The sequence below is a fragment of the Hallella sp. genome (assembly GCF_037460745.1).
Taxonomy (GTDB): Bacteria; Bacteroidota; Bacteroidia; order Bacteroidales; family Bacteroidaceae; genus Prevotella; species Prevotella faecis.
Genome location: NZ_JAXVAE010000055.1, coordinates 1 through 12,755, shown reverse-complemented (window position 1 = coordinate 12,755; position 12,755 = coordinate 1). Strand labels below are relative to the sequence as shown.

The 12,755-nt window shown below is 47.6% G+C and carries 7 protein-coding genes; 3 read left to right on the top strand and 4 right to left on the bottom strand.

Going from position 1 to position 12,755, the window contains the following annotated elements:
* Position 1: 1 nt before the first annotated feature.
* The 4 genes from WKK33_RS01675 to WKK33_RS01660 are packed head-to-tail and all read right to left on the bottom strand — an operon-like array spanning position 2 to position 5,055.
* Complete coding sequence (locus WKK33_RS01675; protein ID WP_337570456.1) at positions 2-1,051, bottom strand: lanthionine synthetase LanC family protein; 1,050 nt, start codon at positions 1,049-1,051, stop codon at positions 2-4.
* Entirely contained in the window at positions 1,041-3,257 is a 2,217-nt protein-coding gene (locus tag WKK33_RS01670) for an outer membrane beta-barrel protein (protein ID WP_337932187.1), read from the bottom strand. The genes WKK33_RS01675 and WKK33_RS01670 overlap by 11 nt, the downstream gene beginning before the upstream one ends.
* Positions 3,250-4,725, bottom strand: coding sequence for a radical SAM protein (locus tag WKK33_RS01665; RefSeq protein ID WP_337932185.1), 1,476 nt, complete (start codon positions 4,723-4,725; stop codon positions 3,250-3,252). Before WKK33_RS01665 ends, WKK33_RS01670 begins: the two co-directional genes overlap by 8 nt.
* Before the next feature lie 48 nt (positions 4,726-4,773).
* Positions 4,774-5,055, bottom strand: a complete 282-nt coding sequence (locus tag WKK33_RS01660; protein ID WP_337570969.1) for a hypothetical protein — start codon at positions 5,053-5,055, stop codon at positions 4,774-4,776.
* Between the two features lie 185 nt (positions 5,056-5,240).
* On the opposite strand from WKK33_RS01660, the gene WKK33_RS01655 reads away from it, so the two are divergent.
* From WKK33_RS01655 to WKK33_RS01645, 3 genes are all read left to right on the top strand, one after another.
* Entirely contained in the window at positions 5,241-7,208 is a 1,968-nt protein-coding gene (locus tag WKK33_RS01655; protein ID WP_337570566.1) for an NAD(+) synthase, read from the top strand.
* 131 nt (positions 7,209-7,339) lie between these two features.
* A complete protein-coding gene (locus WKK33_RS01650) occupies positions 7,340-10,663 on the top strand; it encodes a TonB-dependent receptor (RefSeq protein ID WP_337932184.1) in 3,324 nt (1,107 codons plus the stop codon).
* Positions 10,664-10,689: 26 nt separating this feature from the next.
* Positions 10,690-12,426: a BACON domain-containing carbohydrate-binding protein gene (locus WKK33_RS01645; protein WP_337932183.1), complete on the top strand. Its 1,737-nt coding sequence runs from the start codon at positions 10,690-10,692 to the stop codon at positions 12,424-12,426.
* The last annotated feature ends 329 nt before the right edge of the window (positions 12,427-12,755 follow it).

The window sequence follows — 12,755 nt, the reverse complement described above, 5'->3', positions numbered from 1 at the left end:
TTTAGTTAATCCTTTGGCTAAAGGCTAGGTCTTCTTTCATGCTTTGGTAAGCAATGATAAAGCCAAGTATGCCATTATATCCTATAAATTGATCTTCTAAAACTTTTTCATATTTTAAAGGGTAGTAACATGACGTTTCGAGTTTTTCCATCAACGAAATAACTTCTGCTTGTGGTAAATGGGCCCTCTTCTTTTTCAGGATTTTGATCATCCCAGGAACTCCATTTAACATAGACATTGCATTTGAGGGGAACTCTTTTGCAATGTGTAGGATGGAAATGTTGTTTTTGAAATTAGTTGTGACTTCTTTAAGCTTTACGTCATTTGGAATGATGGATAGCATCATTTCTAATGCGTATGATAACATCAACTTATTGCAATCATAAAATGGAGTTTGCGCTAATATTGTACTTCGCATTTCTCCCCATATGTGGATGATGCGACTTCTTCCAATTTTTGCGGAATAGGCTTTGCGTAAAAGCAATATAAACCGTGCTAATTGGTAATTATATGAAAAAGGAATAGGCTCCAAGTAAAAAGAAAAGTCAATGTGTTGATATAGCTTGTTTATAAGCTTGGATACGAAAAGTCTGTATATTTTATTTTCGGCTATGGGAAGATGACCGAATTCTACTCTTTCAGACATATAGTGTGCGACATCTATTAGCGCTTCTTCATGTCCTTGTATGGAAAAGTCATTCGAGTAATCTATAGCTTGCATGATGCTTCTGAAAATTTCGTTGTCAATATTCTCTAGAATCTTATAGATGTCACCAGATACATAGCCTTTTTTAAAAAAGCACATAATAGATGTGCCTATCCCAGATAGGCCGTCTATCATGTTAACCTTGCTTCCTTTTTTTAATAAGTCGCAAGCACGTGTTAGTATCTCCTGCGCTAATTGGTAGTACTTCTTGTCAGATGTGAATTCATACATCTTAAACAAGAATACACACATTCCCATATAGCCATTCCTTAAAAACGGGTTGGAGGCTTTGGACATTCTTTCAATCTCGCATGCGATAATATGATCGATTTCTTTATTCGTCATAGTTCGTTTTTACATCTTTGTGGTCGTATCGCTCATCCACTGAGTACTCATCAGCTTTCAACTTTCCAAATCTCCAGCGAACGCTGAGTTGGAATGATGCGTGGAAACTACGACGATGGGTAATCTCGTAATAGTTTTCACTGCTGCTTGTGGTAGAGCTTTTGTAGTAGATGGGCAAGAAACTGTTTGCTTCTGCGCTGACGGTGATTCGTTGTTTGGGAAAGCTCTTGTAAACGCTTAAGTTGTAATAGAAGTTCTTGTCGCCTTTTCCTTGCATGTAAATGTAGGGAGAGTTGTAGCCTGCGCCAAAGTTTATGTCGAAGTTGTGAGGCAACTCCTGTTCCATGTAGGCTGTCGTAGAGAAGGTAAAGCCTTTGTTGCGGTTGTAATATTCAGTGGCGGCATAGTCGGTGTAATAAAGGCTTGCGTCCAAACGCATCCATGTGGTTGGCGTGATCTTTGAGGATGTGCCAATCTTGGTTAAGTTTTCATATCGTTTTCCGACGTTGTCGAACGTCTTGTTAAGAATGTTGTCTTTCAGGAACGAATGGCGCAGTATGATGTCTTTACCAAACGAATGAGTGGAGGAAGCGTTAAAGTTAAATTTGCCGATCCTAAAGTTTGAGGATAGCGAAATATCTTGCGTTGTTTGTGGTTTCAAGTTTGGATTGCCATAGAAGATCTCTCCAGGCACAGTGGTGTCTACATAGGGGTTCAATGAGTTGATGTTAGGCACTTGCTTGCCCATGGAATAGGACAAATTGAAGCGAACTCTCCAGTTGGGCACATAGGAGAAGTCGGCGTATGGCGTGACAAATTGTTGGTTTGCAGAAAACGAATTGTTCAGTAAGGGCTTTTTGGAGGTGTCGCGTAAAAACTGGTGAAAAGCACCAGCTTTGGCTTCAATCTTGTCGGTGGTATAGCTGTAGCCTATCTTTAAGCCATTGGAGAATTGGTTGTGACGATATTGATCGCGCTCTATCGTTTCGTAGGGATTGTCAGCATAGGCGTAGCTCTCCTGTTGGGTGATGTCTTCTTTTTCTATGCGAAGACGCATAAAATCTTCTGCATATAGCGTGTGCTGTTTGAATTTTCTGCGGTACATTACAGTTAATGTGTGCCAATCCTCATTGTCTGAGGTTTCTTTGTTATAATTGAAGAAATCCTTGACATAACTTGGATTGATGTATTCCAGAAGAGTGTAGTAGTTGTTGTTTTGCTCCTTGTTAGGGCGTGAATAGAATTCATATCCTGCATAGAATTTTCCACGCTCGGCATTCTCGCCAAACAGTTGCTCGTAGTCGAGGCATACCTGGTATTCGGAGTCGTTCATTTTGAATAATCCATTCTGCTTATAGCGGTAGGTTTGCTGGCCGGCATTGTTTTCGGCGACATATTCGTTTGTTGATGTGTTATGTGGGTTAGTTTTGAGGAATGTGCGTGCATAGAGCGAAACCACTTTGAGCGGAGTGATCTCATAGGATAACGTTGTCTCGAAGTTATGCAAGTCGACCTTAAAGCCTGAACTTTTGTATTCACTTTTCGCATGATAAAGATCGTTGGAGGCATATCTCCATTCTTCTGAGTTCAAACGACTGTCATGGCCCCATCTCCAGTTGTTGTAGTATGAGAATGTGGCGCCAAATTTGTTTTTCTTTGCAAAAGCAAAGGCGCCGTTTCTCCAGTTGGAATCAGAAAGGGAACTACTTCCAAGGCCGCGATATCCCCACAAGCGTCCTTTGGTGACAAGGTTGATTTGCAACGTCTGCTGACCGTTGATGTTTCGCACAATGCGCACTTCAATCCTCTTGAGGTATTTTGCCTCCAACGATTCGAGGGCGTCGTGGATGTTGCTTGATACTGTGCGGTCGTAAGAACCATTTACCGTATATTCAATGGGCCAGTTTCCAACGGAGTGGATGTTGCCGTTGCGCTCAACATTCAGTAAGGGGACGTTTCGTAAGGCTTCGAAACTGTTTTTCCCGATTAAGGAAGAGTCAGCCTTGACATCGTAAATGATAACGTCAGGTCGCGTCTTGTATAAGTTCCTTCTCGCTTTTACCGACACTTCTTTCAATAGCGTGGTGGGGATGCTGTCTGGTTGGTTGCCCTTTTTGTTGTCTTGCGCTTGGGCTTGCGTAGCAAGCGACATGAACAACCAAATCAAGATGCTAGGTCTGAGTGATAATAAAAGATTACTATTCATAGTAAAAATCTTTGAGAAATTTAGGAGCCTGTGGACATCTGGGGTCGGGGTAATCCCAATGTTGAGAGCCGTACGCTAAAAGAACTAATTTCCAACAGACTCCGACACCAGTTCTGCATTCCGTTCTTGACGTGCAATTTTTACATGGGCTTGTTGATAGGGGATCTGTTGGTGTTTGATATAAGGACGTTGCTTTGGATGAGTTCCAAACCTCTCTAATTGAAGTGTTGCGAACATTTCCTAAAACGAATGCAGGGTGATCGTATAGTTCTTCGCAAATAGTCATGTCTCCATTGGGTAAGATAACGGCGGAACGCGTTCCTCCGGTACACAATGCTCTTGTTTGGAATATCTCTTTTTTATGCGTAGAAACGTATTCCTCTTTTCTGTCAAATGGTGATGTCTTGATTATTAGATTAGGATAGGAACTTTTCAATCTTGCTATTTCTAACAATACTGTATCCATTTGCTTAGAAGATAAGATCAGGTTTTTAAACCCCTTTCTATATATGGAACATCCACAGGGACTGAAACGAACTTCTTTTACGGTATTATAGCTAGTAAGGTAATCTAACAATTTTTTTATTTCAGCAATGCTGGAGTTGTATTTGGTCAGCACGACATTGATTTGAATTTTGGCACGCTTTTCCGAAAGGTATGCCAAGGACTTTGACATTTCTGTAAGGTAATTCTCTGGCACACCTATAAGTTTGTGCAATATTTGAGAATCTATAGTATCCAAAGAAATTTGTAATCGAACATCCTTTAAAGAGATGACATAATCGATCATTTCTTTTGAGAGTGTGGTTTTTGTAGATACTAAAGGGGTATAGCCACAAGATACAAGTTCTTGTAGAATTTCTTTAATGTGAGGGTGCAAGACGACATCTCCACCATTGATGTCAATTTGGTAAACTCCATTCTTTTTAGCCTGTCTTATCACATCTTTTATTTCAGATAAAGTGAGCATGGACTTATCGTTGAGTTTCCTGTTGGCATAGCAATAAGAGCAATTGGCATAGCATTTCATGGTTAACTCCATGTTAATACTTATAGGGTATTTGAGCCTGATGGTGTTATAGTCGGGCTCTCCGTAATAGCTGAAATTGGTAGGTGTTGGATAGTCCTTGCGTTTTGCGTTTCCGACTTCTACTTGAATTAATATGTTTTTGGGGAAATTTATATAGTAATTACCGCTTCGAATCGTGAACCAATGTTCTTTATAAAGGAATTTTTCAACTATTTCTTTCATTTTCTCAAATGGTAAATGAAAGAATGATGCGCATGCTTCTATTTCATCTTGGAAATTGCTTTGCCCATCGAAAAATGATAACATCATGGCATGGTAGGGATGAATGAATGAAAACCATTCTTCTGATCTGTCAGAAACTTCCTCGTCTGAAAAAAGAATGACCCGATCCCCGTCTTGTCTTAAATGGTATTCGGGGTTAAAAAGAAAACTATCCATCTTAGCCGAATTTTAAGAGACTTAATTGTAGAATTGAATGGCAGGATATTATTTCTTTCCTTCCTTGCATCCATTTTTGCATCCGTCTTTACATCCGTCAACGCAGCCATCTTTGCAGCCACCTTTGCAGCTAGCGTCGCAGTTGCCTCCGGTTTTGGGTCTGTCTTTGCAGCCGCTAATGCATGACTCTTTACATGCGGCTCCGCCAACACCTGTACATGCTATTTCAGGAGTGTATCCATTAAAAAATGATTCAGAGCCTGCTAAAATGTCTGCGACGTTATCAAAGTCGTTTCCTAAAACGATGGGAGTTAATTCTTTGTTGTCCATATTCTGTTGAATGTGTTATTAATAATTCTTATTTTATTGCAAATATAGCTATAGGGGGCGATATCTGCAATTATTTTTGTGAGATTTTAATGTTATATAATGAAGATATTTGGGAATTTAAGAAAAATTGGCTAACTTTGCGGAATATTAATGCATTCCTATTTAATAGAGGAAGAATTGATAATATGAAGTACGGATTTATCAAAGTGGCCTCGGCTGTGCCTTCTGTGAAGGTTGCCGATTGTGTTCAGAACACAAAGGAGATGGAAGTAATCATAGCCCAGGCTGAAGGGCGCGGCGTGGAAATCATCGTGTTTCCAGAGCTGAGCGTAACGGGCTATACGTGTCAGGACCTCTTTCGCGAGCAACTGCTGCTCGACGCTGCCGAGAACAGCGTGATGGCCCTGCTCGACTTCACGCGCCAGTTGGACATCATCTGCATTGTGGGCGCCCCCGTCGTGGCGGGCGGCCTGTTGCTCAACTGTGGTATTGTGCTTCAGAAAGGCAAGATCTTGGGCATTGTTCCCAAGACCTATCTCCCCAATTACAATGAGTTTTATGAGAAGCGCTGGTTTGCCTCGTTGCAAGACCTGCGCGAGATGACCATACGCTATGCGGGCCACATGGTGACGCTGACTCCCGCCCCCCAACTCTTCCGCACGGCCGATGGCGCCGTGTTTGGTGTGGAGATTTGTGAGGACGTGTGGGCTCCTACACCTCCCAGCAACCACCTGGCCTTGGCGGGTGCCGACATCGTGTTCAACCTCTCGGCTTCCGATGAGCTTCTGGGCAAGCATGAGTACCTCACCGGCCTGCTCGCACAACAGAGCGCACGCACCATGAGCGCATACGTGTATTGCTCGGCTGGCTTTGGCGAGAGCACACAAGACGTGGTGTATGGTGGCAACGCCCTGATTTATGAGAATGGCCGTTGCTTGGCCGAAGGCGAGCGTTTCTCGCTGGAAACACAGGTCGTGGAGGCCCAGGTCGACGTGGAGAGCCTCAGGGCCGACCGTCGCAACAACACCACATTTGTGAACGCGCAGCGCCGCATGATTGGTGAGGACATCCGTTTTGTCGAGGCCGAGCCTGCGCAGTTGCGCGACTTTGTGTTGGAGCGCCACGTAGAACCGCAACCTTTCACGCCGTCGGATGAGACCATGCGACAGTCGTGTGAGGAGATTCTCAACATACAGGTCATGGGGCTCGCCAAGCGCATCGTCCATACCCATGCCCAGAACGTGGTGGTGGGCATCAGCGGTGGACTCGACTCCACGTTGGCCTTGCTGGTTTGCGTGAAGACCTTCGATAAGCTGAAGCTCGACCGCAAGGGCATAGTGGGCGTAACCATGCCTGGCTTTGGCACCACCGACCGCACCTATAACAACGCCATCAACTTGATGAACGACCTCGGGGTGACCGTTCGCGAGATTAGCATTGCCAAGAGCGTGACGCAGCATTTCGAGGATATTGGCCATGACGCGGCCGTGCACGATGTGACCTACGAGAACAGTCAGGCGCGCGAACGCACACAAATCCTCATGGACCTGAGCAACCAGGTGGGAGGCATGGTGATTGGAACGGGCGACCTCTCAGAGTTGGCGTTGGGGTGGGCCACCTATAACGGCGACCACATGTCGATGTATGGTGTGAACGCATCGGTGCCCAAGACGCTCATCAAGGACCTGGTGCGCTATGTGGCGCAAACCGTCGACGATGCTTCGGCATCTGTGTTGCGCGACATTATCGACACACCCATCTCGCCCGAACTGATCCCGGCCGATGAGAACGGACAGATCAAGCAGAAGACCGAGGACCTCGTGGGACCCTATGAGCTCCACGATTTCTTCCTCTATCATTTCCTTCGTCACGGCTTCAGCCCCCGTAAGATATTCCTCTTGGCGCAGAAAGCGTTTGGCGACAACAATGGCAACGACGAATCGGTGGGCCGTTACGACGACACCACCATCATCCATTGGTTGGGCGTGTTCTGCCGACGTTTCTTCAACCAGCAGTTTAAACGCTCCTGCCTGCCCGATGGACCGAAGGTGGGATCGGTAAGTCTCAGTCCGCGAGGCGATTGGCGCATGCCCTCGGATGCCGTGTCGGCGCTGTGGCTGCAAGAGGTGGAATGCCTGAAGATGCAGAACTAAGGAATTTGGGCTCGTCGCAGAAAATTTCACATCATCGTAACACCCTCTTCACCTTTTTTAGGTAAATTTGCAAATAATCAACAATGAACGGGGATTCTCCCCATATTATTAAATTTTAATTTATCAAACTTATGCAGAAAAGATTGCTTATTCTGGTTGCGTTGATGGTAAGCTTCATTACCACAATGACGGCTCAGATTACAACTTCTGGTTTGAGTGGTAAGGTAATGGCCGATGGCGAAACCGCCATTGGCGCTACCATCGAGGCCGTGCACACGCCCTCGGGAACCAAGTACCAGGCTGTGACCAACAGCAAGGGTATGTTTACCATCAATGGTATGCGCCCCGGTGGTCCTTACACAGTCAAGGTGAGCTATGTTGGCTATCAGGCCAAGGAATTCACCGATGTTAAGTTGGAACTTGCTCAGACCTACAATCTGCCAGTTGTGCTTAACGAGGCTACCAACGAGCTGAAGGAGGTGACGGTCGTCTCTAAGGCAACTAAGTTCACCACAGAGCAGACAGGCGCGTCGACCAACATCGACAACTCGATGATTGCAAGCATGCCTACGGTAAACCGTTCGGTAAGCGAGCTCACCCGCCTCTCTCCTTACGGAGGTAACGGATTGACGTTCGCCGGCTCTGATGGTCGTACAGCCAACTTCACGGTTGATGGTGCCAACTTCAACAACGACTTTGGCTTGTCTTCAAACCTGCCCGGTGGCGGCAACCCCATCTCTATGGATGCCATCCAGGAGGTGCAGGTGGTTATCTCGCCGTTCGACGTGCGCCAGACCAACTTCATCGGCGGCGGCTTGAACGCTATCACAAAGAGCGGTACCAACACCTTCAAGGGTACGGCTTACATCTATCACCAGAACGAGAACATGCGTGGTGACGCCATCGACGGAACAACCATCGCTACAGCTCGCGCCAAGGACCGCTCTACCACTTATGGCATGACGCTTGGTGGACCGATCCTCAAGGATAAGCTCTTCTTCTTCGTGAACGCCGAGGTGGTTAAGACCCCGACGGAGGCCGTTACATGGCGTGCCTCTGAGGACGGCGTGGGCAACTCCGACGCTGGTCTGTCATACGCATCGGTTGCCGACATGGAGCGCGTAAAGGAGCATGTGATGACCAAGTATGGTTACAACCCTGGTTCTTACACAAGCTTCCCCGCCGATAAGAGCAACACCAAGCTGTTGGCCCGTATCGACTGGAACATCAACAACATGCACAAGTTGGCTTTCCGCTACAACTATACCAACAACGAGAACTGGACAGCACCCAACGCCTCTTCAATGGACGGTGGTGTTCGCTCGCCCTACTCACGTACTTCTTTGTATAGTATGTCGTTCTCCAACTCTATGTACTCGATGAACAACAAGGTGCACTCGTTCTCTCTCGACTTGAACAGCCGTCTGACGAGCAACCTCTCCAACCAGTTCCTCGCCACATTCGCCAAGAAGGATGATGTGCGTGGCACCGACTCTTCTGAGTTCCCCTTCATCGACATCCAGGACGGAACAGGCCAGAACGTGCAGTACATGTCGCTCGGTTATGAGCTCTTCACATGGAACAACGCTGTGCACAACACCACTTGGAACATCAAGGATGACCTCACCTATTATTATGGCAACCATAAGATCATGGGTGGCTTCAACTTTGAGCACCAGATGGCCGACAACCAGTATATGCGTAACGGAACAGGTTACTACCGCTATCGCAGCGTCGACGATTTCATCAACGGCGCCGCTCCTGAGGTGGTGTGCTTGACTTACGGTTACAACGGCGACATGAATCCTACTGCTCGCGTGCAGTATAGCAAGGTGGGTATCTATGGCCAGGATGAGTGGCAGGCTACCGACAACTTCAAGTTGACTTACGGATTGCGTATCGACAACATCTTCTTCAACAATGGCGACTTGATGACCAACAACGCCATCAAGGAACTTAGCTACAACGGTCGTCACATCGACACTGGCAAGTGGCCGTCATCAAGCCTCACATTCTCTCCCCGTGTTGGTTTCACATGGGATGTGATGAAGGATAGAAGCCTGATCGTTCGTGGTGGAACAGGTCTCTTCTCAGGCCGTCTGCCTTTGGTGTTCTTCACCAACATGCCTACCAACTCAGGTATGGTGCAGTACCAGATGCAGCTGGGTCCCACAACCAACTTCAACCGTCTGCCCGCCGCCGTTCAGGCTTATGCTGCCCAGAATGGCTACACATCGGTTAACGACATCCTCACAGGTGCTTTCTCTGGCGGTCTCGTGACCGACGAAAATGGTCGCGCCTCTATTGCCGCTCTTTACAACAAACTTGGCGCAATGGGTTACCCCACCACCATCACTCCTGAGGAGGGAACGGTGCCCAGCTCTATCTCTGCCGTAGACCACGACTTCAAGATGCCTCAGGTTTGGAAGAGCTCTATCGCTGTCGATTACTCTTTGCCCGTGGGCTTCCCGATGACGGTGACCGCCGAGGCCATCTTCAACAAGACGCTTAACGCTGCCACAATCTCCGACTGGAGCATGCGCGATCCTGAGAGCTTCGCTCGTTGGAATGGCGCCGATAACCGCGCCATCTATCCCACAGGTTTCCGCACATCAACAAAGGCCTTCGTGCTTGAGAACACAAGCCGTGGATATGGTTGGTCTACCATGTTCCAGGTGAAGGCCGAGCCCACCAAGTGGTTGAGCCTGACCGCCGCATACACCCATCAGGTCAACAAGGAGGTTACCTCTCTGCCTGGTTCGAACGCTGAGTCGGCATTCACATACGTGCCCACCGTGTTCGGTCCTAACCGCATCAAGCTGCACAACAGCATCAACACCACTCCCGACCGTTTCTTCCTGTCGGCTACCGCTCACGACCGCAGCGGCAACCACTATAGCTTGATTTATGAGACATGGCGCGGTGGTTACAACTACTCATACATGCTGGCCAACGACATGAACGGTGATGGCTATAGCTACGACGCTCTTTACATCCCCACCGACAAGCAGGTGGCTAACAATGAGTTCCGTTTCACATCGCTCGACGACCAGAAGCGTTTCATGGACTATGTTCACGCCAATGGCTATCTGAAGGATCATCAGGGTGAGTACGCTGAGGCTTACAGCGTTTACAATCCTTGGGTGCATCGCGTTGACATCAGCTACAAGCACGACTTCACGGTGAACGTCGCCAAGACCAAGCACACCCTGCAGCTCTCATTCGACGTGAAGAACCTCTTGAACCTCTTCAATGATAGTTGGGGTGTTTCTAAGTACATGAACCCTGCGCTCAACGAGGGTCGTATCTTGAAGTATGACCACACTGACGCTGACGGTTATCCCGTGTTCTCTACACCTAAGGCTGTCAACGGCAACGTGAAGACCTTCGTCTACAACCCGGTTGTAGGCCAGTGCTGGTACGCTTCTATCGGTGTTAAATACATGTTCAACTAATCAAGAACTCTTTAAGTTTGAATTTTATGAAACTGAAATATTCATTAAGCTTCATCCTGGGCGCATTCCTCATGGTGGGATGTTCGGATGATAACACGATCGGTTCGCTTGCCGAGATTTCTCTCGACAAGACTTACCTGACGATTCCCGAGGGCGGTGGTAACGACACTGTGAATATCAGCGCCACTGGCGATTGGGAGTTTGAAAAGTCGGTGGTGATTGGCAAGGATGCCGACAAGAAGGACATCAAGGCCGAGTTGCCCACATGGCTCACAGCTACTACTTTGAAGGGGTCAGCCGGTGTTACACAGGTGATCTTCCACGCCGACGCCACCGGAAGTGGTCGTGAGATTCCTTTGCAGATTAGCATTGGCGACAAGCGTCAGTACTTGGTGGTTCGTCAGGGCTCTATGGAGGCCACAACAGCAACATGTGCTGAGGTGCTGGCTGGTCCTGATGGCAAGACCTATCGCGTAAGCGGTACGGTGACCGACATCGCTAACACCACATACGGCAACCTCTATATCAATGATGGTACAGGTGAACTTTATCTCTATGGTACGCTCGACAAGGACGGTAAGCAGAAGAACTTCTCAAGCTTAGGCATTGAGAAGGGCGACTACATCACTGTGGAGGGTCCGAGAAGCACCTATAACGGTAATGGTCAGCTCGTCAACGTAACGGTTCTCAACATTAAGAAGTCGTTGGTGAAGATCGTTGAGACTCCAGAAGGTGTTATTCCTGCCGCTGGTGGCGAGTACAATGTGAAAGTGGCTTATAAGGGAAGTGGTGTTTATCCTGAGATCGACGCCAACGCCCAGAGCTGGCTCCGCGTTGTGAAGACCAAGTTCATCGCTGGTATTCCTTCAAAGATTGAGCCCAATCCTTCTGATACCGTTATTGTAACTTTCCATGCTAACAATAACGTGGCTGGTGCACGTAGCGCTGACGTGACCTTCACGTCAAGCACATCTGGCAACTCTTCAAGTGTGAAGCTCCAGGTGGCTCAGGCTGGCCTGTCGGGAACTCTGGCTGTGCCTTACACCGTTGAGGAGGCTATCGACTATGTGAAGTCGCTGGGCGACAACGTGTCTCCCACACAGGTTTACATCAAGGGTTACGTCTCAGAGATTGCCAATAACGGCCAGTTCGGCGCCAAGTATGGCAACGGTACGTTCTGGATTTCTTCTAACGGAACCTACAACAACGGCGATGCTGCCAAGGATATGCAGGTGTTCCGCGCTTTGTGGTTCAACAACAAGAAGTGGGTTGAGGGCAATGCTCCGATCGCTACAGGTGCCGAGGTCATTATCTGCGCTACCGTGAAGAAGTACAATGGTGTGGCTCAGACCGACAAGGGCTATGTGTATAGCGTTAACGGTGTGACCACCGATGCTCATGGTATCGGCACCAAGGCCAATCCGTTCAGCGGACTGGGCGCTGTGGCTGCCGCCAACGCAGGCACATCAGCCAAGGTGTATGTAGCCGGCAAGATCTCTAAGGTTGCCAGCGCGTTCAACGCTAATTACGGTAATGCTTCGTTCTACATTTCAACCGATGGTACTTATGCCAACGATAAGGCTAAGGACTTCGAGGCCTTCCGCGTGCTCTATATGGGCAACCGCAAGTGGGCCGATGGCGACAAGCAGGTTAAGGAAGGCGACGATGTGACCATCTATGGTCCGCTGACTGTCTACAACGGCGTGGCTGAGACTCCTGCCAACCAGGCTTACATCGTGAGCCTGAATGGCGCTACCGAATAAATCTCTAACAGCCATCTGAGTAACCCTCTCTGAGTAATCGGAATGTCAGACCTATGAGATTAGCTTTCCTAAGCTCAAATATCTGATGCGCTCCTCTTAGAGTGGCAGTTACGAAAGATACCTAACAATAAGGTGTGCTCTTATACGGGGCACACCTTTATTGTTGATATTCTGCATCGGTCATTCGTTTTTAGTTTTTGTTACTTGGGACTAAGAGGTGGTAAGTTGTCGGTTTTCTTAATCCCAAATGGGTCGTGGGAATAGAGTTCTTGTTAGGTAACCATCCGAAATATGCCGACTTGTTAATTGCAAAAAAACTCGCAAGTGTT

What these genes read in the sequence shown, in the direction of transcription:
- WKK33_RS01675 (WP_337570456.1), bottom strand. Translation starts at nt 1,051, where the DNA reads ATGACGAATAAAGAAATCGATCATATTATCGCATGCGAGATTGAAAGA.
- WKK33_RS01670 (WP_337932187.1), bottom strand. Translation starts at nt 3,257, where the DNA reads ATGAATAGTAATCTTTTATTATCACTCAGACCTAGCATCTTGATTTGG.
- WKK33_RS01665 (WP_337932185.1), bottom strand. Translation starts at nt 4,725, where the DNA reads ATGGATAGTTTTCTTTTTAACCCCGAATACCATTTAAGACAAGACGGG.
- WKK33_RS01660 (WP_337570969.1), bottom strand. Translation starts at nt 5,055, where the DNA reads ATGGACAACAAAGAATTAACTCCCATCGTTTTAGGAAACGACTTTGAT.
- WKK33_RS01655 (WP_337570566.1), top strand. Translation starts at nt 5,241, where the DNA reads ATGAAGTACGGATTTATCAAAGTGGCCTCGGCTGTGCCTTCTGTGAAG.
- WKK33_RS01650 (WP_337932184.1), top strand. Translation starts at nt 7,340, where the DNA reads ATGCAGAAAAGATTGCTTATTCTGGTTGCGTTGATGGTAAGCTTCATT.
- WKK33_RS01645 (WP_337932183.1), top strand. Translation starts at nt 10,690, where the DNA reads ATGAAACTGAAATATTCATTAAGCTTCATCCTGGGCGCATTCCTCATG.